The 20,934-nt window shown below is 68.5% G+C and carries 17 protein-coding genes; 13 read left to right on the top strand and 4 right to left on the bottom strand.

The annotated features are described in order from the left end of the window. Positions 1–78 precede the first annotated feature (78 nt). From ACFOMP_RS05140 to ACFOMP_RS05130, 3 genes are read right to left on the bottom strand one after another with little or no spacing between them, the layout of a single operon-like run. Complete coding sequence (locus ACFOMP_RS05140) at positions 79–3,210, bottom strand: multidrug efflux RND transporter permease subunit (protein WP_379028340.1); 3,132 nt, start codon at positions 3,208–3,210, stop codon at positions 79–81. A 6-nt stretch (positions 3,211–3,216) separates the two neighbouring features. Further along, a complete protein-coding gene (locus ACFOMP_RS05135; protein ID WP_379028338.1) occupies positions 3,217–4,425 on the bottom strand; it encodes an efflux RND transporter periplasmic adaptor subunit in 1,209 nt (402 codons plus the stop codon). 36 nt (positions 4,426–4,461) lie between these two features. Continuing rightward, a complete protein-coding gene (locus ACFOMP_RS05130; protein WP_379028336.1) occupies positions 4,462–5,028 on the bottom strand; it encodes a TetR/AcrR family transcriptional regulator in 567 nt (188 codons plus the stop codon). A gap of 209 nt (positions 5,029–5,237) precedes the next feature. Here ACFOMP_RS05130 and ACFOMP_RS05125 point away from each other — a divergent pair, with 209 nt between their 5' ends. The 13 genes from ACFOMP_RS05125 (at position 5,238) to ACFOMP_RS05065 (ending at position 19,239) form a co-directional block, all read left to right on the top strand. Then, the gene (locus ACFOMP_RS05125; protein ID WP_379028334.1) at positions 5,238–6,155 is read left to right on the top strand and encodes a dihydrodipicolinate synthase family protein; all 918 of its coding nucleotides are present in this window, start codon (positions 5,238–5,240) and stop codon (positions 6,153–6,155) included. Between the two features lies 1 nt (position 6,156). Beyond that, the gene (locus ACFOMP_RS05120; protein ID WP_379028332.1) at positions 6,157–7,662 is read left to right on the top strand and encodes an aldehyde dehydrogenase; all 1,506 of its coding nucleotides are present in this window, start codon (positions 6,157–6,159) and stop codon (positions 7,660–7,662) included. A gap of 1 nt (position 7,663) precedes the next feature. Next, on the top strand, positions 7,664–9,010 hold the full coding sequence (locus ACFOMP_RS05115; protein WP_379028330.1) for an NAD(P)/FAD-dependent oxidoreductase: 1,347 nt from the start codon (positions 7,664–7,666) through the stop codon (positions 9,008–9,010). A 29-nt stretch (positions 9,011–9,039) separates the two neighbouring features. Next, positions 9,040–9,984, top strand: a complete 945-nt coding sequence (locus tag ACFOMP_RS05110; protein ID WP_379028328.1) for a LysR substrate-binding domain-containing protein — start codon at positions 9,040–9,042, stop codon at positions 9,982–9,984. A gap of 259 nt (positions 9,985–10,243) precedes the next feature. Beyond that, positions 10,244–11,095 carry a glycine betaine ABC transporter substrate-binding protein gene (locus ACFOMP_RS05105; protein ID WP_019351712.1) on the top strand — a complete coding sequence of 284 codons (852 nt, stop codon included), beginning with the start codon at positions 10,244–10,246 and terminating at the stop codon, positions 11,093–11,095. A gap of 74 nt (positions 11,096–11,169) precedes the next feature. Further along, positions 11,170–12,234, top strand: coding sequence for a quaternary amine ABC transporter ATP-binding protein (locus ACFOMP_RS05100; RefSeq protein WP_379028326.1), 1,065 nt, complete (start codon positions 11,170–11,172; stop codon positions 12,232–12,234). Positions 12,235–12,243: 9 nt separating this feature from the next. Next, positions 12,244–13,071: an ABC transporter permease gene (locus tag ACFOMP_RS05095; RefSeq protein ID WP_379028324.1), complete on the top strand. Its 828-nt coding sequence runs from the start codon at positions 12,244–12,246 to the stop codon at positions 13,069–13,071. Then, the gene (locus tag ACFOMP_RS05090) at positions 13,068–13,898 is read left to right on the top strand and encodes an ABC transporter permease (protein ID WP_379028322.1); all 831 of its coding nucleotides are present in this window, start codon (positions 13,068–13,070) and stop codon (positions 13,896–13,898) included. Before ACFOMP_RS05095 ends, ACFOMP_RS05090 begins: the two co-directional genes overlap by 4 nt. 3 nt (positions 13,899–13,901) lie before the next feature. After that, entirely contained in the window at positions 13,902–14,903 is a 1,002-nt protein-coding gene (locus ACFOMP_RS05085) for a 4-hydroxyproline epimerase (protein ID WP_379028320.1), read from the top strand. Between the two features lie 130 nt (positions 14,904–15,033). Beyond that, on the top strand, positions 15,034–16,164 hold the full coding sequence (locus ACFOMP_RS05080; RefSeq protein ID WP_379028318.1) for a carboxylate-amine ligase: 1,131 nt from the start codon (positions 15,034–15,036) through the stop codon (positions 16,162–16,164). 71 nt (positions 16,165–16,235) lie between these two features. Then, positions 16,236–16,733: a superoxide dismutase family protein gene (locus ACFOMP_RS05075; protein ID WP_289893972.1), complete on the top strand. Its 498-nt coding sequence runs from the start codon at positions 16,236–16,238 to the stop codon at positions 16,731–16,733. Between the two features lie 177 nt (positions 16,734–16,910). Continuing rightward, positions 16,911–17,186 (top strand): hypothetical protein, encoded by a 276-nt coding sequence (locus ACFOMP_RS05070; RefSeq protein ID WP_289893973.1) that lies wholly within the window; start codon positions 16,911–16,913, stop codon positions 17,184–17,186. Between the two features lie 514 nt (positions 17,187–17,700). Further along, on the top strand, positions 17,701–19,239 hold the full coding sequence (locus ACFOMP_RS05065; protein ID WP_379028316.1) for a CYTH and CHAD domain-containing protein: 1,539 nt from the start codon (positions 17,701–17,703) through the stop codon (positions 19,237–19,239). A 399-nt stretch (positions 19,240–19,638) separates the two neighbouring features. On the opposite strand, the gene glcF is transcribed toward ACFOMP_RS05065, so the two are convergent. Further along, complete coding sequence (gene glcF / locus ACFOMP_RS05060; RefSeq protein ID WP_379028314.1) at positions 19,639–20,934, bottom strand: glycolate oxidase subunit GlcF; 1,296 nt, start codon at positions 20,932–20,934, stop codon at positions 19,639–19,641.

Below are 20,934 nucleotides of genomic sequence, written 5' to 3'. Positions count from 1 at the left end.
TCCGCCAAAGGGGCCGCGAAAAAGGATGGAAAGGCACGGGCGGACCAGGCCCACCCGTGCCGGCGGCGCGGCCGGAGCCTAGCCCGCCGCATCCGCCCGGGCCGGATCGGCCCCGGTCCGCGCCTTGCCGCCCAACCGGCTGAACAGGCCCAGAACGAAGACGAAGAACACCGGCACGAAGAAGATCGCCAGCACCGTGGCCGCGATCATGCCGCCGATGACGCCGGTGCCGATGGCATTCTGGCTGGCGGCCGAGGGCCCGGTGGCGATGGCCAGCGGCAGCACGCCCAAGGTGAAGGCCAGCGAGGTCATCAGGATCGGCCGGAAGCGCAGCCTTGCCGCCGTCACCGCCGCCTCGATCAGACTTTGCCCCTGTTCGCGCAGGTCTTTGGCGAATTCGACGATCAGGATGGCGTTCTTGGCCGAAAGTCCGATGATCGCGATCAGGCCGACCTTGAAATAGATGTCGTTGGGCATGTCGCGCAGCATGACCGCGATCACGCAGCCCAGCACGCCCAGCGGCACCACCAGCATCACCGACAGGGGAATCGACCAGCTTTCGTAAAGCCCCGACAGCAGCAGGAAGACGAACAGGATGCTCATCGCGTACAGCAGCGTCGCCTGGCTGCCGGCCTGGATCTCCTCGAGCGATTGCCCGGTCCATTCATAGCCGAAGCCCTGCGGCAGCTCGGCCGCCAGCCGCGCCATCTCGGCCATGGCGGCGCCGGAACTATGGCCCGGTGCGGCCGAACCGGCGATGCGGACCGCGGGATAGCCGTTATAGCCCACGACCTGCGACGGCCCCTGTTCCCAGCTGACGCTGGCGAAGGAGGAAAACGGCACCATGCCGCCATTGCTGTTGCGCACCGTCAGCTTCAGGACGTCCTCGGCCTGCATGCGACTGTCGTCCTCGGCCTGCATGACCACGCGCTGCATCTTCCCGGCATTCGGGAAGTCGTTGATATAGGCCGAGCCGAGATATTGCGAGATGGTGGCCGAGATGTCGGCGAAGGTCACGCCGAAGGCATTGGCCTTTTCGCGGTCGATGGTCACGAAGACCTGCGCGGCTGAGGGCAGCCCCTCGATGCGCAACCCGGTGACGACGCCGCCCTCCTGCGCCTGCGCCATGATCTGCTGGGCGGCGGCCAGCAACGCCTCCTGGCCCTGCCCGCCGCGATCCTGCAGGCGGAAGCTGAAGCCGCCGGTTGTGCCGAAGCCGGGGATCGGCGGCGGCGACAGCGCGAAGGCCTGCGCGTCCCGATAGCCGAACAGCTGCATGTTCGCGGCATCGGCGATGTCCTGCGCCGATTGCTCGCGCTCGGCCCAGTCCTTGAAGGTGGTGAAGATCAGCCCGGCATTCGGCCCCTGCCCCGAGAAGCTGAAGCCGCGGATCGAAACGACGTTCTCGACCGCCTCCATGTCCCGGTACATCTGCGTGGCCTCGGCCAACACCTCGTCGGTGCGGTTCGAGCTGGCGGTGGCCGGGGTCTGCACGTCGCTGATGACGAACCCCTGATCCTCGTTGGGCAGGAAGCTGGTCGGCAGGCGCAGGAAGCCCATGCCGGTGGCGACCACCAGCCCGACATAGAACACCATCATCACCAGCCGCCGGCGCGTCACCAGCCCCACCGCGCCCGCGTAGCGCCCGGTCAGCCGGTCGAAGTTGCGGTTGAACCAGCCGAAGAAGCCCTTCTTTTCGTGATGGCCGCTGATCGGCTTCAGGAAGGTGGCGCAAAGCGCCGGGGTCAGCGTCAGCGCGAGGAAGGCCGAGAACAGGATCGACACCACCATGGTCAGCGCGAACTGCCGATAGATGATCCCCGACGAGCCGGGGAAAAAGGCCATCGGCACGAAAACCGCCGCCAGGACCAGGGTGATGCCGACAATGGCGCCCGAGATCTGGCCCATGGCCTTCTGCGTCGCCTCGCGCGGGGGCAGGCCCTCGGTCGCCATGATGCGCTCGACGTTCTCGATCACCACGATGGCGTCGTCGACCAGGATGCCGATGGCCAGCACCATGGCGAACATGGTCAGCACGTTGATCGAGAAGCCGGCCGCCAGCATGACCGCCACCGTCCCCATCAGCGCGATGGCCACCACGATGGTCGGGATGATCGTGTAGCGGAAGTTCTGCAGGAACAGGAACATCACCACGAAGACCAGGGCCACCGCCTCGACCAGCGTGTGCAGCACCTTTTCGATCGAGGCCTCGACGAAGGGGGTGGTGTCATAGGGGATGGTGTAGGCCACGCCCCGCGGGAAGAAGCGCGACAGCTCCTCCATCTTCTGATGCACCGCTTCCGAGGTGTTCAGCGCGTTGCCGGTGCTGGAAAGCTGGATCCCCAGCGCCGCCGCGGGCTTGCCATCCAGCCGCGAGGCGAAGCTGTAGGTCTCGGCCCCGACCTCGATGCGGGCGACGTCGCGCAGCAGCACGGCCGAGCCGTCGGGATTGGCGCGCAGCACGATCCGGCCGAATTCCTCGGGATCGGCAAGCTGGCCCTTGATCAGCACGGTCGCGGTCAGCTGCTGGCCGATGGGGTTGGGATCGGCCCCGACCTTGCCGGCCGCGACCTGGGCGTTCTGCGCCCGCACCGCGGCGACGATCTCGGCCGAGGAAAGGTTCAGGCCGGTCATCTTGGCCGGATCGACCCAGATGCGCAGCGCGCGTTCGGGCGCGAAGACCTGCGCCCGGCCGACGCCCTCGATCCGCCGCAGCTCGCCGGCGACGTTGCGGTTGATGTAATCGCCCAGCGCGATGTCGTCCATCGACCCGTCTTCCGAGGTCAGCGCCACCATCATCAGGAAGCCCGAGCCGGCCTCCTCGATCAGCACCCCCTGGTCGACCACGCTTTGCGGCAGCAGCGGCTCGACCCGCGACACCGCGTTCTGCACGTCCACCTGGGCGCGGGCCACGTCGGTGCCGGGCTCGAAGGTCGCGGTGATCTGCATGGCCCCCGAGGAATCCGAGACGGATTCGTAATAGGCCAACCCCTCGACGCCGTTCAGCTCATCCTCGATGGGCTGGGCGACGGCCTGGTTGATCTCGCCCGGCGCGGCGCCGGTGTAGGAGGTCGAGATGGTGATCTGCGGCCAGGCCACCTGCGGGTATTGCGCCACCGGGATGTTCGGCAGCGCCAGCAGCCCGGCGATGACGATGAAGATCGAGATGACCCATGCCAGCACCGGCCGGCGAATGAAGAACTGTGCCATGCTGCCTTATTCCCCGGCCTTGACGTCGCTGGCGGGCAGCGCGGCCTCGGGCGTCTCGGCCGCGGCGGCGGCCCCGGCGGGCACCGGCCTTGCGGCCACGACCGGCTGCGGCTTCACCTTGGCGTCGGGATAGAGTTTCTGCGCCCCGGCGACGACCACCCGCTCGCCGGGCTTCAGCCCTGCCTCGACCAGCCAGCGGTTGTCGCTGGTCTGGCCCAGGGTGACGTCGCGCCGCTCGACCGTGTCCTTGTCCTTCAGCACATAGACATAGGCCTGGCCGGACTGGTCGCGCTGCACCGCCATCTGCGGAATGGTCAGCGCATTGTCCCGCATCGCCTGCTCGATCCGCACCCGGACATAAAGGCCGGGCAGCAACTCGCCCTCGGGATTGGGAAATTCGGCCCGCAGGGTGATCTGCCCGGTGGAACTGTCCACGCTGGCTTCCGAGAACAGCAGCTTGCCGGGATGGGCGTAACCGCTGCCGTCGTCGAAGACCAGCCGCACCTCGGCCTCGTCGGCCGACATCATCGCCAGCTGCCCCGCCGCCAGCGCCCGGCGCAGCGCGAACAGCTCGGACGAGGATTGGGTGAAGTCCACGTAGACCGGATCGAGCTGCTGGATCGTCGCCATGACGTCGGTCTGCGCGTTGACCAGCGCCCCTTCGGTCACCAGCGCCCGGCCGACCACGCCCGAAATCGGGGCGGTGACCACGGTATAGCCGCGGTTCAGCTCGGCCTCCTGCAGGGCGGCGCGGGCGATGGCCACGTCCGCCTCGGCCTGGGCCAGCGCCGTGGTGGCATTGTCCAGATCGGCGCCCGCCGTCACCTTGCGCTCGCGCAGGGCCCGGGCGCGCTTTTCCTGGTCGGCGGCGTTCAGCGCCGTGGCCTGGGCGCGCGCCAGCGTCGCCTTGGCGCTGGCGACGCGCACGTCATAGGGCGCGGGGTCGATGCGATACAGCACGTCGCCGGTCTCGACCTTGCCGCCCTGCTCGAAGACGCGCTCGATGACGATGCCGCCGACCCGTGGCCGCACCTCGGCGATGCGGGTCGCGGCCACCCGGCCGGGCAGTTCGTTGATGACCGGCAGCGCCTCGGGGGTGAGTTCCTGCACGCTGACCTGCGGCGGCGGAAGCTGCTGCGCCGCCAACGGAGAAGCTGCCATCAGGCAGCAAAACACAAGCCCGGCGGCAACGCCGGGAGAAAATTTCATCGTCATGGATCGGTCTTTCCTGGGAGTCTGGATGGGTGGAGGTCAGTCTCCGGGCACGCCGGGATCGCTTTCCGCGACCGCCATCAATTCATCAAGGATCTCATTGCGGGTTTCTTGGTCGAAACGGTAAAAGCCGAAATATTCAAGGAAGGCCATGCCATGCAGGGTCAGCAGCGTCATCAGCATCCGCTGCCGGTTGCCCGCCTGGGCCGCGACCATCTCGGCATCGCCGGCCAGCTTCTCGCTCATGATCTCGCGGCATTCGGCATGTTCGCCCATGCTGGCGCTGATCAGCAGCGCCATGGCCAGTTCTTCCTCGGTCGGAACGCGGCGGTATTCGTCGATCATCTCGCGCAGCCGGGCATTGGGCTTGCCCTTATGCCGGGCCTGGATGTCGGGCAAACGACCGCAATGCTGGGCCATCTTGTGGCGGATGAAGGCCGCCAGCAGCCCGGCCTTGCTGTCGCAGTCATAGACCACGCTGGACTTGCTGATCCCCGCCTCCTTGGCGACGGCGTCGATGCTCAGCCCGGCAATGCCCGAACGGCGGGCCACCCGCTCGATGGCCTGCATCAGTTCGTCCCGGTCGATCGAGCGCTTGCGTCCCATGGCGGCCCAGATAATTTCAGCACGACCGTTCGTTTATAATTCGAGGACGAGGCTGTCAACCCGCCGCCCCCGTCGGGACCGGCGAGACCCTAGTTTTTCTAATGCCCAATCCCTGAACATTCTCCTTTGCGGGCTGCCGGCCTGTGGACTTACCTCATGGCAGGGATACGCCCCGCCCGGGGCGGTTGCAGAGGAATGGAGGCCGCGACATGACACCCCGCATGGTTCTGGAAGGCATTTACACCCCGGTGATCACGCCGTTTCACGCCGATGGCGCGATCGACCATGACGCTCTGGCCGATCTGGTCGAGCGGCTGGTCGCCGGCGGCGTGCACGGGTTGATCTCGGGCGGTTCCACCGGCGAGAACTATGCCGAGACCGTCGAGGAGCGGCTGGAACTGGCCCGCTTCATCACCGAGCGCGCCGATGGCCGGCTGCCGGTCATCGTCGGCACCGGCGCCATGCGCACCCCCGATTCCCTCGCGCTGGCCGAAGGCGCCCGCGAAATGGGCGCCGATGCGATCCTGCTGGGCACCCCGCCCTATTCCGTCCCGACCGAGGCCGAGAACGCCGCCAACGCGCTGGAGATCGACCGCGCCGCCGATCTGCCGGTCATCCTTTACAATTATCCCGGCCGCATGGGCGTCAGCATGGGGCGCGAATTCCTCGACATCGTCAGCCAGTCCAGGAACGTCATCGGCATCAAGGAAAGCTCGGGCGACGTGAACCGCATCCACACGCTGGCCTGCGACTATCCGCAGATCCAGATGAGCTGCGGCATGGACGACCAGGCGTTGGAATTTTTCGCCTGGGGGGCGCGCAGCTGGATCTGCGCCGGCTCGAACTTCCTGCCCGAGGAGCATGTCGCGCTTTACGAAGCCTGCGCCGTGCGCGGCGATTTCGCCAAGGGGCGCGCGATCATGGCGGCGATGATGCCGCTGATGGCGGTGCTGGAACAGGGCGGCAAGTTCATCCAATGCGTCAAGCACGGGGTCGAGACCACCGGCTTGCGCGCCGGCCCGATGCGCCCGCCGCTGCAGGGGCTGAACGCCGACGAAAAGGCCGAACTGGAAGCCGTCATCGCCACGCTGAAAACCGCCGTCCAGGCCATTGTCGAGGGGAAGTAAGATGACCGATCTGCTGACTACCGAAGATTACAAGGCCATCGCCGCCGGCCTGACCTTCCCGACGCTGGCCTTCATCGACGGGGGATTCCGTCCCGCGCTTTCGGGCAAGACCTTCACCACCACCAACCCGGCCACGGGCGAGCCGCTGGCCGAGATCGCCGCCTGCGGCCCCGAGGACGTGGACCTGGCCGTGACCGCCGCCCGCGCCGCCTTCGAGGACGGGCGCTGGTCGAAGCTGCATCCGGGCGAGCGCAAGGAAACCCTGTTGCGCCTCGCCGCGCTGATGCAGGAACACGCCCGCGAACTGGCGGTGCTGGAAAGCCTCGACGCCGGCAAGACCATCTTCGATTGCGAAACCGTGGACGTGCCCGAGACGATCCATGTCATCAAATGGCATGCGGAGCTGATCGACAAGATCTACGACCAGGTCTCGCCGGCCTCGGACAACCACATCGCCATGGTGGTGCGCGAGCCGGTGGGGGTCGTGGGGCTGGTGCTGCCCTGGAACTTCCCGCTTTTGATGCTGGCCTGGAAGATCGGCCCGGCGCTGGCCGCCGGTTGCTCGGTGGTGCTGAAGCCGGCGGGCGAAACGACGCTGACCACGTTGCGGGTGGCGGAACTGGCGGCCAAGGCCGGGCTGCCGGCCGGGGTGCTGAACATCGTCACCGGCTCGGGTTCGCAGGTAGGAGAGCCGCTGGGCCGGCACACGGACGTGGACATGGTCAGCTTCACCGGCTCGACCGCGACCGGGCGGCGCTTCCTGACCTATTCCGCCGACAGCAACCTCAAGGAGGTGGTGCTGGAGCTGGGCGGCAAGAATCCCTGCATCGTGCTGGACGATGCCGAGGATCTCGACGCGGTGGCGGCGCATGTCGTGAATGGCGCCTTCTGGAACATGGGCCAGAACTGCTCGGCCGGCTCGCGCCTGATCGTGCAGCGCGGCATCAAGGACCGGCTGCTGGAGAAGGTCCGGGCCGAGGCGGCCGGGTGGCAGGTCGGCGATCCGCTGGACCCAAGCATCCGCGTCGGCGCGCTGATCTCGCAATCGCATTTCCAGAAGGTCAGCAGCTATCTTGAGGCTGCGCGGTCCGAGATGGTGCTGATGGGCGGCAAGGTGGTTTCGGAAGGCTTCATCGAACCGACCATCGTCGAGACCGGCCGCGATTCCCGGCTGGCGGTGGAAGAAATTTTCGGCCCGATCCTGACCGTGATCGCGGTGGACAGCTTCGAGGAAGCGATCGCGGTGGCCAACGATACCGAATACGGGCTGGCCGCCTCGATCTTCTCGGCCAACGGCAAGCGGGCGCTGCGCGGCGCGCGGGCCTTGCGGGCCGGCACGGTGACGGTGAACAGCTTCGGCGAGGGCGACGTGACCACCCCGTTCGGCGGCTACAAGCAGTCGGGCTTCGGCGGCCGCGACAACTCGATCCACGCCCATGACCAATATACCCAGCTGAAAACCATCTGGCTGGACCTGACCGACAACGCCGCAGCGGGCCTCGACTGACATGGGCCGGCATCAGGCCGTCCGCACCCCGGTCTTCAACGGCCCGGCCGGGTGGAGCGTCATCCTGCCGCCGGTCGCGCCCCGCGCGCGGCTGGACGGCAGCACGGGCTGCGACGTCGCCATCGTCGGCGGCGGCTTCGCCGGGCTCTCGGCCGCCCGGCGCCTGCACCAGATCGACCCGGGCCTGGATGTGGCGATCCTGGATGCCGCGCGGATTTCCGAAGGCGGCACCGGGCGCAATTCCGGCTTCATGATCGACCTGCCGCATGAGCTGACCTCGTCGGACTATGCCGGCTCGGGCGACAGCCACGACCGGCAGCTGACGCGGCTGAACCGCCATGCCATCGACTTCGCGGCGCAGGCGGTGGCGGAATACGGCATCCCCGAAGGCTGGTTCCAGCGCTCGGGCAAGATCAACGCCGCCGCCTCGGAGGCCGGGCTGGCCGCGAACGAAAGCTATGCCAGGCATCTGCACGACCTGGGCGAAGCGCATGAGCTGCTGGACGCCCGGGCCATGCACGAGATCACCGGCACCGGCTATTACCGGGGCGGGCTCTATACCCCCGGCACGGCGATGATCCAGCCGGCCGGCTATGTGCAGGGCCTGGCCGCCGGGCTGGAGCGCGGCGGCGTGCGCATCTATGAGAACTCGCCGGTGCTGACCATCGAGACCGCGCCGCAGGGCTGGCGGCTGGCGACGGCGCAGGGCGCGCTTCTGGCGCAGCGGGTCATCATGGCCAATAACGGCCATCTGGAAAGCTTCGGCTTCAAGCGCGGCCGGCTGATGCACATCATGCTGAACGCCTGCATGACCGAGGAACTGTCGCCCGAGGCGATCCGCACGCTTGGCGGCCAGGAATGCTGGGGCGCCACGCCCTCGGACCCGATGGGCACCACGGTGCGCCGGATCGGCCCGGCGCAGGGCGGCAACCGCATCGTCATCCGCCAGGGCGGCTATTACCGGCCGGACATGCAGACCAGCGCCGCCGACCTGGCCCGCCTGGTGGACCACATGCGGCAGAAATTCGACGCGCGTTTCCCGATGCTGAAGGGACTGCGCTTCGCATATTGCTGGTCGGGGCACCTGTGCCTGTCGAAAAACGGCGTCTCGGTCATGCGCGAACTGGAACCCGGGCTGTTCGCCGCCTGCGTGGACAACGGCCTGGGCACCACCCGCAGCACCCTGACCGGCATCGGCGCGGCCGAGATGCTGTGCGGGCGGTCGAGCATGATCACCGAGTTCTTCACCGCCGAGGCCGAGCCGGGCCGCCTGCCGCCGCATCCCTTCGACACCATCGGCGCCAATGCCTATATGCGCTGGAAAGAGTGGCAGTCCCGGTTAGAATGATGTCCCGATCAACAGGGAACGTCACCGCCATGCCGCCGATCAAGCGCCGCTACCTGCCCTCGCTCGGTTCGTTCGCGACATTCGAGGTGGCGGCGAAGCATCTCAGCTTCACCCTGGCGGCGAAGGAACTGAACGTGACCCAGGGCGCGGTCAGCCAGCAGATCCGCCTGCTGGAACGCGCGCTGGACACCGCGCTGTTCGTGCGCAAGCACAATGCGCTGGAACTGACGGCCGAAGGCGCAAGCCTGCATTCGGCCGTCACCGCCGGGCTTGACACCATCAGCGCCGCGGTGTCGGTGCTGACCGGCGACGAGGGGCCGCAGACCGTGACCGTCTCGGCCACCGACGCCATGGCGCTGTTCTGGCTGCAGCCGCTGATGGACAGCTTCCGCGCCCAGCATCCCGAGATCGGCTTCGTGGTGCTGGCCTCGGATGCCGACGACACCCTGCGCAACTATTCCGAGGTGGACATCTCGTTCCTCTGCGGCAACGAGCGCTGCGAGGTCGGCGAGGAGCTGCATTTCCTGTTCCAGGAGATCGCCCAGCCGGTCTGCACCCCGGCCTTCCTGGCCGAGCACGGCCCCTTCGACGAGGCCGATGCCCTGAACCGCGTCAACCTGCTGCACCTGCACGACCGGCATTGGAGCGCGGATGCCATCGGCTGGCAGCCGCTGGGCTGGGCGGAATGGTTTCGCGCCCAGGGCGCCGAATGGAACAAGGCGCCCTCGACGCTGTCCACCAACAAGGTCAGCCTGCTGATGAACGCCGCCTTGCGCGGCGAGGGGGTGATGCTGGGCTGGCACCACATGGTGCAGGCCCTGATCGGCCAGGGCCGGCTGGCCTTCGCCCATCCGGCACCGATCACCGCCGGACGAGGCAACTTCCTGAACTGCAAGCAGAAATCGCTCAAGCGCCCCGGCGTGGCGGCGTTTGTCGAGCATGTGCTGGCGGCATTGCGGGAACAGGCAGGCTGATCCCTGCGGCCGCGCGCCGTAGATTTTCTAATGCCCAACCGAAGCAAATTCTCGTTTGCCCGGAATCCGGCGCCAAGGGATAAATTGCGGCATTCAGGATAGGGGGAATCCTGAGACGACCAATCCGTAACCCTCTGGAATAACGCGGCCCCTGCCGGGCTGCGCCGGAACGATCCCGCCGTGGCGCGTGCCGCGGCGAAGGCCGGGTGATGTCCATGGCCCGGACCACCCAGGAAGACCAATCAGCGGAGGAATCTGAATGCGCAAACTGTTCAAAGCCATCCTTGCCGGCGCCGTGGCGCTGGGGCTCGCCTCGCCGGTGCTGGCGCAGGACAAGGTGATCAAGATGGGCACCCTGTCCTGGGAAGACCTGACCCCGATCACGGGCATCACCAAGAAGGTGCTGGAGGACAAGGGCTTCACCGTCGAGCTGACCGAGTTCTCGGAATGGGGCATCGCCTATGCGGCGCTGGCCAAGGGCGACGTGCAGATCATCGCCTCGCAGATCGATTACGTCGCCCAGGATTACTGGCAGCGCAACAAGAACCGGCTGGAGAAGATCTCGCCGGTCTCGCACGGGCTTTATCAGGGCATCGCGGTGCCGAAATATGTGCCCGTGGAATCGATCGAGCAACTGAACGAGAATGCCGACAAGTTCGGCGGCAAGATCGTCGGCATCGAGCCGGGATCGGGCCTCATGCGCGAGGCCAGCGATGCGGTATCCGCCTATGGGCTGAACCTCCAGCTGGTCGAGGGCAGCTCCGCCGCCATGACTGCCGCCCTGAAATCGGCGACCGACCGGCAGGAATGGATCGCGGTGACGATCTGGGAGCCGTCCTGGATGGTGCAGAAGTTCGACACCAAGTTCCTGGCCGATCCCAAGGGCGTCTTTGCCCCGCCGCAGGGCTATTACTGGATCGGCCAGAAGGGCTTTTCGGAAGAAAACCCCGAAGCGCGCGAGGCCATCGCCAGCGTCTACGTGCCGCTTGCCGACATCACCGCGATCAACGCGGCGGTGAACGAGGGCAAGAGCATGGACCAGGCCATCGCGGACTGGATCGAGGCCCATGCCGACCTGATCGGGCGCTGGGAAAACATCAAGTCCTACTGATGCCTCCGGCACGGGCGGCCCGATCGCGGGCCGCCCGGCAATGGCACGAGCAAAGGCGCGACAGGGAAATGGAAATGATGCAAGCAGACACCAGCGACGTTCTGATCGATTGCCAGTCGGTCTGGAAGGTCTTCGGCGACCGCAATGCCGAGGCGATCCGCGCGATCACCGAACGCGGCCTGACCAAGAAGGACATCCTGCAGTACTACAATTGCGTGGTCGGCGTCTCGGATGCCACGCTGCAGGTGCGCCGCGGCGAGATCTTCTGCATCATGGGCCTGTCGGGTTCGGGCAAGTCGACCTTGATCCGGCTGCTGAACCGGCTGATCGAGCCGAGCCTGGGCAAGGTCGTGGTCAAGGGCCGCGACATCTCGACCATGGACGCCGCCACCCTGCGCGAGACCCGCGCCCGCCACATCGGCATGGTGTTCCAGTCGGTGGCGCTGCTGCCGCAGCGCACGGTGCTGGAGAATGCCGCCTTCGGCCTTGAGGTGCAGGGCGTGTCGCGCGACGAGCGCAACCGCGCCGCCGAGGCCGCGCTGGCCAAGGTTGGGCTCTCGGACTGGAAGGCGCGCTATCCCTCGGAACTGTCGGGCGGCATGCAGCAGCGCGTCGGTCTGGCCCGCGCCCTGACCTCGGACCCGGAAATCATCCTGATGGACGAGCCGTTCTCGGCGCTCGACCCGCTGATCCGCCGGCAATTGCAGGACGAGTTCCGGCAATTGACCAAGGATCTGGGCAAGTCCGCCGTCTTCATCACCCACGACCTCGACGAGGCGATCCGCATCGGCGACCGCATCGCCATCATGAAGGACGGCGTCATCATCCAGACCGGCACCGCCGAGGAGATCGTGATGAACCCCGCCGACCAATATGTCGCCGATTTCGTCGCCGGCATCTCGCGGCTGCATCTGGTCAAGGCGCATTCGGTGATGATCCCGCCCAAGCAATGGCCGGGCGCCGCCGACAGCCTGCCGCGCTGCTCGCCCGAGGCCGATATCGACACGCTGATCGGCCTGATCACCGAGACCGGCAGCGATGCCATCGTCGTCGAGGACGGCGGCCGGCCGGTCGGCATCGTCACCATCCGCAACCTGCTGCAAGGCGTGCGCGGCGAGCCCGACGCCCGCGCAGCCTGAGGGATGGCCATGGAAAACTTCGTGACCGCCTTCGACACGGCCGTCGACAACGCGCTGTTCTGGCTTTCAGACCACGCGGCCTTCGTCTTCGACTTCTTCCGGCTGCTGCTGGAAGGGCTCTATGACGGGGTGCTCTGGCTTCTGATGCTGCCGCCCTTCCACGTCATCGCCGCGCTGGCCGGACTGCTGGCCTGGCGGATGCTGGGCCTTGGCGCCGGCATCGCCACCGCCGTCGCGCTGGTCGCCTGCGCCGCCATGGCGCTCTGGCCGGAAACCATGAGCACGCTGGCGCTGGTCATCGCCGCCACCGTCATCGCCCTGGCGATCAGCCTGCCGCTCGGGGTGCTGGCCGGGCTGATGCCGCGCCTCGACCGGGCGCTGACCCCGGTGCTGGACCTGATCCAGACCATGCCGCCCTATATCTACCTGCTGCCGGCCATCGCGCTGCTGGGCTACGGCCCCGCCACGGCGCTGGTCGCCACGGTGATCGTTGCCATGCCGCCGGCGATCCGTCTGACCGCGCTCGGCATTCGCCAGACGCCCAACGAGTTCATCGAGCTGGGCCACGCCACCGGCGTGACGCCCATGCAGATGTTCTGGAAGATCCGCCTGCCCTTTGCCGTGCCCTCGATCATGGCCGGCATCAACCAAAGCCTGATGATGGCCTTCGGCATGGTGGTGATCGCGGGCATCGTCGGCTCGGGGGGCCTGGGCGAGACCATCTACGGCGCCATCCGCACGCTGGACATCGCCACCTCGATCAACGCCTCGATCGCCATCGTCGTGCTGACCATGGTGCTGGACCGCGTGACGCAAGCCGCAGCGAGGGTGAAATGACCTTCAATCCCGGAGCCGTCCTAGCCCCCGTCGTCGATTGGCTGAACGCCAATTTCCACCCGTTCTTCGCCCTGGTCACGCAGCTGATCGAGGCGGTGCTGGGCGCCCTCGAGGCCGCCTTCCTGACCCTGCCGCCCGCCGGGCTGATCGCCCTGGTGGTGGCACTGGCCTTCTTCGCGGCCGGGCTGCGGGTGGCGATCCTGGCCGGCTGCTGCCTGGGCTTCTGCTGGCTGATGGGGCTGTGGCAGGCCTCGATGCAGACCATCGCGCTGGTGCTGGTCGCGGTGCTGATCGCGGTCGCCATCGCCTTCCCGCTGGGCATCCTTGCCGCCCGGCGGCCGCGGGTCGAGGCGGCGCTGCGCCCGATCCTCGACGTGATGCAGACCGTGCCGCCCTGGGTCTACCTGATCCCGGCGGTGATGATCTTCAGCCTGGGCCGCGTCCCGGCGATCATCGCCACCATCGTCTATGGCATCCCGCCGATGCTGCGCCTGACCACGCTGGCCTTCCGCGGCGTGCCCGCGGACCTGAAGGAGCTGGGCCAGGCCATCGGCGCAAAGCCCCGCACCATCCTGTGGAAGATCGAGTTCCCGGCCGCGAAGCCCACGCTGCTGGTCGGGCTGAACCAGTGCATCCTGCTGTCGCTGGCCATGGTGGTGCTGGCGGGCCTGGTCGGCGCCGGCGGTCTTGGCGCCGAGGTGACGCGCGGCCTGACGCGGATGGAGATGGGCCTCGGCCTGCGCGCCGGCCTTGCCATCGTCGCCGTGGCGCTGCTGCTCGACCGCCTGTCGCGCGGCGCGCTCGACCGCCGGCGGAAGGCGGGCTGACCGATGCGCCATCGCTTCTTCTGCATCGACGCGCATACCTGCGGCAACCCGGTCCGGGTCGTGGCCGGTGGCGCGCCGCTGCTGCCGCATCTGCCGATCTTTGAGCGCCGCGACCTGTTCCTGCGCGACCACGACTGGGTGCGCACCGCGCTGATGTTCGAGCCGCGCGGCCATGACATCATGTCGGGCGCCATCCTCTATCCTGCCTTCCGCGAGAATTGCGACCTCGCGGCGCTGTTCATCGAGGTGTCGGGCTGCCTGCCGATGTGCGGCGCCGGCACCATCGGCCTGGCCACCGTCGCCATCGAGGAAGGGCTGGTCACGCCGAAGACCCCCGGCCGGCTGGCCATCGAGACCCCGGCCGGCCGCGTCGACGTGGACTACACGATGGAGGGAGGGCGCGTCGCCTCGGTGCGGCTGTTCAACGTGCCGAGCTTCCTGCACAGCGCCGACGTCCGGGTCGACGTCCCCGGCCTCGGCCCGCTGCTGGTGGACATCGCCTATGGCGGAAACTTCTACGCGGTGATCGAGCCGCAGGAAAACTGGCCCGGCCTGACCGGCATGACCGCATCCGAGATCGTGACCCACAGCCGCGCCCTGCGCGAGGCGCTGGCCGAGATCGGCGACAAGGTCGTCCACCCCGAGGACGCGCGTATCCGCGGCGTCCATCACGCCATCTGGTGCGACGGGCCGGACGGGCCGGATTGCGATGGGCGCGATGCGGTGTTCTATGGCGACAAGGCCATCGACCGCTCGCCCGGCGGCACCGGCACCTCGGCGCGCATGGCGCAGCTTCACGGCAAGGGCCGGCTGGCGGTGGGCGAAAGCTTCCGCAACAAGAGCCTGATCGGCACCGTCTTCGAGGGCCGGGCCGAGCAGGCGGTGACGGTTGGCCCCCATGCCGGCATCCTGCCCAGCATCGGCGGCTGGGCGCGGATCACCGGCCACAACACCATCCTGGTCGATGACGACGACCCGCTGCGCCACGGCTTCCAGATCGCGTGAACGGCCGCCGCCGGAGCCGGGGCCTTCGCCGCGCCCGGCGGCGGGGCGCCGGCCTGCCCTGAAACTCCGGGAACATCGCGCAGCCCTTCCGGGTTCGGCCGGACAGCGTTCTGACAGGAAAGGGCCGGCCATGGCAGAGGAGATCCCGTTCACCCTGGGCATCGAAGAGGAATATCTGCTGGTCGACGCCAAAAGCGGCGATCTGCACGAAGCGCCCGAGGCGCTGATGCAGGCCTGCAAGGCCGAGCTGGCCGACCAGGTCGGCCCGGAATTCCTGCGCTGCCAGATCGAGATCGGCACCCCCATCGCCGCCGACGTGACCGAGGCGCGGGCGCATCTGGCACGGCTGCGCGACAGCATCGCCCGCCACGCCGCCGAATTCGGCCTGGCACCGATCTCGGTCGCCTGCCATCCGGTCGCGGACTGGCGCATGCAGGGCCGCACCGACAAGGACCGCTACCGGCAGATCTCGCAGGAAATGGGCGGCGTGTCGCGGCGCATGCTGATCTGCGGCATGCATGTCCATGTCGGCATCCCCGACCAGGCGCTGCGCATCGACCTGATGAACCAGCTGTCCTGGTTCCTGCCGCATCTGCTGGCGCTTTCGGCCTCGAGCCCGTTCTGGCTGGGCGAGGACACGCTGCTCGCCTCGTATCGCACCACGGTCTTTGCCGGCTATCCGCGCACCGGCCTGCCGCCGCGCATGGGCAGCTGGGACGAGTTCGAGCGTTCGGTCGCGGCGCTGACCGGCGCCGGCATCATCGAGGACGGCAGCAAGATCTGGTGGGATCTGCGGCCCTCGGCGCGGTTCCCGACGCTGGAGACGCGGATCTGCGACGCCTGCCCCCGGCTGGACGACACCATCACCCTGGTGGCGCTGGTGCAGGCCACGCTGCGGATGCTGTGGCGATTGTCGCGCAAGAACCTGCGCTGGCGGCAATATGACAATTTCCTGCTGGGCGAGAACCGTTGGCGGGCCACCCGCTATGGCCTGACCGAGGGGCTGATCGACTTCGGCACCCGCCGCATCATCCCCTTCGACGAGATCGCCGAGGATTGGCTGGCGGCGATCGCCGAGGATGCCGATGCGCTGGACTGCCAGCCCGCCGTGGCCGGCCTGCGCGACATGATCCTGCGCGGCAACGCGGCCGAGCAGCAGCGGACCATCTTTGCCACCGCGCTTGCCGCCGGGGCCAGCCGCGAGGAAGCCTTCCGCGCGGTGATGATGTGGCTGATCGCCGAGTTCCGCCGCGACCTGTGAGCGCCTGGCCGGGAACAAAGTCCCGGGGCGCGGGTTGCCCTTCCCGACATGCCTGGACTGGAGGAAAAGCGATGCACAGATATTTCCTGGCCCTCGGCCTTGCCCTGCTGCCGATCTCGGCCCAAGCGCAGGATGCGACGGCCGGTTTCGTCGATGCCAAGGGCAAGGAGGCCGGGCAGGCGACGCTTGTCGCCACCCCGAACGGCGTGTTGATCGAGGCCGAGGTGACCGGTCTGCCGCCCAGCAGCTGGGTGGCGTTCCACATCCACGAGACCGGCAGCTGCGATCACAGCACCGGCCACGATTCAGCCGGCGGGCATTTCAATCCTTCCGCGGGGCCGCATGGCGTGTTGTCCGAGGGTGGGCCCCATGCCGGCGACATGCCCAACCTCTGGGTCGATGCCGAAGGCACGGCGCGCGCCCAGGTCTTCAACCCGCTGGTCACGCTGGCCGCAGGCGACAATGCCATCAAGGGCCGGGCGCTGATGATCCATGCCGGCCCCGACGATCACCAGAGCCAGCCCAGCGGCGACGCTGGCGACCGGCTGGCCTGCGCGGTCATCGAATAGCGGGCCGCCGATGCTGGCGCGGGATCGCCCGCGCCTCGGCGCCATCGTCGCGGGCGGTGGCGCCGGCCGAGCGGCTTCAGGCCGGGAATGCGGGGCGATGCCGGGAACAACCCGGCTGCCCGGCGGGTTGCGTTCCTGCCGCAGCCGAGGGCCGTCAGACGGAATAGGAGGTTTGCCATGTCCGCACCCCGCACCAATATCGACAAGCAGACGCGCCACCATCTGGTGCCGATCATCGGCATCATCGTGGCGGTGCTGATCGCCATCCTGGGCTTTCTGTGGTGGTTCGACGACGAAACCAGCAACCCCGAGATCCCCGGCGAGGTGCCGGGCCCGGTCGACGAGGTGCCCGCCCCTGCCCCGGCTCCGGCCACCGGAACCGAGACTGCCCCCGCCACCGCCCCCGATACCACGACACCCGCCCCCGAAGCCGGCGGCGCCCCGGCAGAGTGATCTGTTCCGCCCGACCGCATCAGGACCGACGCGATGCCGAACCGGGAAATCCCCTCCTGCATGTCGCCAGACGGCATCGGGCATTGCCTGCGTGATGCTCACCGACAAGCCGGCGCTGTGTCCGCGGCCTATACCCGCACGGCAGTTGCGTGCCCCGCCGCGCCGCCCCCAAAGCGCCGGCCCGTGCCGCAGGCCGGGCCGACGATGATGGAGATGATGCCGCGCCCCCGCGCCATGGCGCGGGTTCCGGTGCAGGACCGGCGCTGGCCGCCGATCTGGTGGTCGATGCCGGGAAACCGGCGCCGGCCTTCCTGCCGCGTCCGGACTTCGGCGCGGGATATCGGCGCGCTGCTGGTCTTGCCGAGCCAGCGGGTCTGGCATCAGCAGAGGATGCCCCCGAATGGCCGATCGCCTCCCTGGACCTGCGCGGATTTAACGCAGCCCGTCAAGCGGACGACATATTATCTTCATCGAATCCCCGCATAGGCATCGGGAGATAATGAAGCGACCGACCATGAGCGACAGGACAGAAGACGACCAGAACGGAAAGCCAGCGGTCCCCGGGCCGTCCCGGGCAAGCGATCCTTTCACCCCCAGAGGCCCGGTCGCGGCGGATGCGCTGCGGCTGGACCTTGCCCCGGATGCGGCGGCGGCCCTGGCCGGGTCCGAGCTGCTGTCGGGCGCACCGCAGCCGATCCCGGTCCGCACCACCTATTTCGATACAGCCGGCGGCGACCTGGCCGCGGCCGGCTTCACCCTGTGCATCCGCGAACAGGCCGGCGACCGGCTGCAGATCCTCGAGGCGCCCGGCGCGCCGCCGGGGCTTTTCGTGCTGCCGGAATGGCGCCGCGACATCGCGGGCGACCAGCCGGTGCTGGACGATTCCATGCCGGTCCCGGCGCTGCTTGGCACCCGCGCACAGGACCTGGCCCCCATCTTTGCGCTCAGCACCCGGCGCCGGCTCTGGACCCTGGCCCGGGACGGCGCCAGTATCCGGCTGGCGCTGGACCAGGGCGAGATGACGGCCGACGGCCGCCGCGCCACCCTGTGCAGCCTTGGCCTGGATCTGCTGGACGGCCCGGCGGCGGCGCTGTTCTCGCTGGCGCGGCAGCTTGACGGCATCGCGCCGCTGCGACTTGGCCTGCTGGACGAGGCCGGGTGCGGCTTCCTGCTGCGCGGACCGCTGCAGCGCATGCATCGGGCGGCCCCGGTGGTCCTGACCCGGGACATGACCGCCGGAGACAGCTTCCGCCAGATCGCCGCCGCCTGCCTGCGCCAGTTCCGGCTGAACGAGCCGCTGATCGACCGCGCCAACCCCGAAGCGGTGCATCAGGCCCGCGTGGCGCTGCGCCGGCTGCGCTCGGCGCTGTCGATCTTCCGGCCCGTGCTTCAGGACGGGACCGCCGGCCGGCTGGCCGAGGAAAGCCGCTGGCTGGCCGCCATGCTGGGTCAGGCGCGCGACCTGGACGTGCTGCGCGCGCGCTGCGAGACCGACGCCTTGCTGGCAAGGATCGAGCCGGCGCGCGAGGCGGCCTATGCCCGGGCCCGGGCGGCGCTGGCCTCGCGCCGGGCCCGGCTGCTGATGATCGACCTGGCGGAATATCTGGCCATCGGTCCCTGGCAAGCCCAGCCCTCGGCCAGCGAAAGCCGCGACATGGCGACGCGGGAATTCGCCGCCGCGGCCCTGGACCGCCTGCGCCGCAAGGTCAGGAAAGGCGGCGCCGATCTGGCCGAACTGCCGGACGAGGCCCGGCACGAGGTCCGCAAGGACGCCAAGAAGCTGCGCTACGCCGCCGAATTCTTCGCGCCGCTGTTCGCCGAGAAGCGCCGCAAGCGAAGGGCGGCGCGGTTTCTCGACACGCTCGAAGCGCTGCAGGACCGGATGGGGGCGCTGAACGACCTGGTGACCGCGCCCGAGGTGATCGCCCGGCTTGGCCTGCAGGACGACCCGGCCGCGACCGCGCTGGCCGGCGATGCCGACAAGCGGGCGCTGATCGAGGCCGCCGCCGAAGCGCATGACGCCTTCGCCGATGCCAAGCGGTTCTGGCGCTAGGCTTCAGGACCGCGTGCTTGCGCCGCGGCACCGGAGAAATCCAGATGCGTCAGCGCCTCGACTGCGCGCAGCATGGCCGGGACGTGCGGAACCTGCGCCAGCTCCTCCTCCCGTCGGTCCAGAACCGCATCGGAAACCGACCGCGAAGCGGTTCCCGGCGTTGACGACCAGCGTCAGCTCGACACGTTCCACGGCGCTGAACCGCGCGGCAAGGGCATCGCAATCGCCCCGCGGCGCGCATCGACGGCCGGGGTGCCGGCCGAACGCGCCTCGGGGCGGCTTTGAAATAGTCGAGCCGTGGGGTCATGCTCCGTTTCTCCGTCGGGCGTCTTGCAGAACCATGACGAGCCAGGGCGCAGGTTTGCGACGGGACTCCGCGATCTTTTCTCGCGAAGCCGTTCAGGCGCCGCGGGTCAGGGCCGCCGGCTTCGGCCCGCCGGTCGCCCAGTCGAGCAGCTCGGCGGTATGGACCACCGGCACCCCGGTCCCCGAGCCGATCTGCATCATGCAGCCGATATTGCCGGCGCTGATGACCTGCGGGGTCAGGGCCTCCAGCGTCTCGACCTTGCGACGCTTCAGCTCGGCCGAGATCGCCGGCTGCATCAGGTTGTAAGTTCCGGCCGAGCCGCAGCAGATATGCGCGTCCCTGGGTTCCAGCACGGTAAAGCCGGCGGCGGCCAGCAGTTCCTTGGGCGCCGCACGGATCTGCTGGCCATGCTGCAGCGAGCAGGCGGCGTGATAGCCGACGCGCAGCGGCTCGGCATGGCCGGGCTCGCGCAGACCCAGATCGGCCATGATCTCCGTTATGTCCTGCGCCAGGCCCGCCACCCGCGCGGCATCCCCGGCCAGCGGGTCATCCGCGAACATATGGCCGTAATCCTTGACCGTGGTGCCGCAGCCCGAGGTGTTGATGACCACGGCGTCCAGCCCCTCGCCCGCCATCTCGGCCATCAGCGCGCGGATATTGGCGGCGGCCATGGCATGGCTTTCGCCGGTCTTGCCCATGTGATGGGTCAGCGCGCCGCAGCAGCCCAAGCCGCGCGGGATCACCACCTCGCAGCCGTGCCGGCGCAACAGGCGGATGGTCGCGTCGTTGATGTCGGTGTTCAGCGCCCTTTGCGCGCAGCCGATCAGCAGCGCCACCCGCTTGCGGCGCGGCGCCTCGGCGGCAAAGACCTGCGGGCGGTCGTTCAGGCTGGGCGGCGGGATGTCGCGCGGCGCCATGTCCAGCATCGCCCGCAGCCGCGCATCCGGCAGCAGCCGGCGGAAGGGCCGCGCCAGCTTCGCGCCGCGCAGCGCCAGCCGGAAGCGGCCGGGATAGGGCAGGATCCGCGCCAGAAGCCAGCGCAGCGCCCGCTCGGCCGGGGGGCGGCGATAGGTCTTTTCGATATAGTCGCGGGCGTGGTCCACCAGATGCATGTAATGCACGCCCGAGGGACAGGTGGTCATGCAGGACAGGCAGCCGAGGCAACGGTCGATATGGCCGACGGTCTTGGCGTCGGGGATCTTGCCGTTCTCCAGCATGTCCTTGATCAGGTAGATGCGGCCGCGCGGGCTGTCCAGCTCGTCGCCCAGCACCTTGTAGGTCGGACAGGTCGCGGTGCAGAATCCGCAATGGACGCAAGAGCGCAGGATCTCGTTGGCCCGGGCGGTGCCGGGATCGGCCAGTTGCCGGGGGGTGAAATTGGTCTGCAT

Source organism: Paracoccus simplex, assembly GCF_042648325.1.
In the GTDB taxonomy this organism is placed as follows: Bacteria; Pseudomonadota; Alphaproteobacteria; order Rhodobacterales; family Rhodobacteraceae; genus Paracoccus; species Paracoccus simplex.
Note: the sequence above shows the minus strand (reverse complement) of the source record. Positions and strands in the feature narration are given on the sequence as shown.

What these genes read in the sequence shown, in the direction of transcription:
- ACFOMP_RS05115 (WP_379028330.1), top strand. Translation starts at nt 7,664, where the DNA reads ATGGGCCGGCATCAGGCCGTCCGCACCCCGGTCTTCAACGGCCCGGCC.
- ACFOMP_RS05125 (WP_379028334.1), top strand. Translation starts at nt 5,238, where the DNA reads ATGACACCCCGCATGGTTCTGGAAGGCATTTACACCCCGGTGATCACG.
- ACFOMP_RS05105 (WP_019351712.1), top strand. Translation starts at nt 10,244, where the DNA reads ATGCGCAAACTGTTCAAAGCCATCCTTGCCGGCGCCGTGGCGCTGGGG.
- ACFOMP_RS05130 (WP_379028336.1), bottom strand. Translation starts at nt 5,028, where the DNA reads ATGGGACGCAAGCGCTCGATCGACCGGGACGAACTGATGCAGGCCATC.
- ACFOMP_RS05065 (WP_379028316.1), top strand. Translation starts at nt 17,701, where the DNA reads ATGAGCGACAGGACAGAAGACGACCAGAACGGAAAGCCAGCGGTCCCC.
- ACFOMP_RS05095 (WP_379028324.1), top strand. Translation starts at nt 12,244, where the DNA reads ATGGAAAACTTCGTGACCGCCTTCGACACGGCCGTCGACAACGCGCTG.
- ACFOMP_RS05070 (WP_289893973.1), top strand. Translation starts at nt 16,911, where the DNA reads ATGTCCGCACCCCGCACCAATATCGACAAGCAGACGCGCCACCATCTG.
- ACFOMP_RS05075 (WP_289893972.1), top strand. Translation starts at nt 16,236, where the DNA reads ATGCACAGATATTTCCTGGCCCTCGGCCTTGCCCTGCTGCCGATCTCG.
- ACFOMP_RS05135 (WP_379028338.1), bottom strand. Translation starts at nt 4,425, where the DNA reads ATGACGATGAAATTTTCTCCCGGCGTTGCCGCCGGGCTTGTGTTTTGC.
- ACFOMP_RS05120 (WP_379028332.1), top strand. Translation starts at nt 6,157, where the DNA reads ATGACCGATCTGCTGACTACCGAAGATTACAAGGCCATCGCCGCCGGC.
- ACFOMP_RS05140 (WP_379028340.1), bottom strand. Translation starts at nt 3,210, where the DNA reads ATGGCACAGTTCTTCATTCGCCGGCCGGTGCTGGCATGGGTCATCTCG.
- ACFOMP_RS05080 (WP_379028318.1), top strand. Translation starts at nt 15,034, where the DNA reads ATGGCAGAGGAGATCCCGTTCACCCTGGGCATCGAAGAGGAATATCTG.
- glcF (WP_379028314.1), bottom strand. Translation starts at nt 20,934, where the DNA reads ATGCAGACCAATTTCACCCCCCGGCAACTGGCCGATCCCGGCACCGCC.
- ACFOMP_RS05100 (WP_379028326.1), top strand. Translation starts at nt 11,170, where the DNA reads ATGATGCAAGCAGACACCAGCGACGTTCTGATCGATTGCCAGTCGGTC.
- ACFOMP_RS05085 (WP_379028320.1), top strand. Translation starts at nt 13,902, where the DNA reads ATGCGCCATCGCTTCTTCTGCATCGACGCGCATACCTGCGGCAACCCG.
- ACFOMP_RS05110 (WP_379028328.1), top strand. Translation starts at nt 9,040, where the DNA reads ATGCCGCCGATCAAGCGCCGCTACCTGCCCTCGCTCGGTTCGTTCGCG.
- ACFOMP_RS05090 (WP_379028322.1), top strand. Translation starts at nt 13,068, where the DNA reads ATGACCTTCAATCCCGGAGCCGTCCTAGCCCCCGTCGTCGATTGGCTG.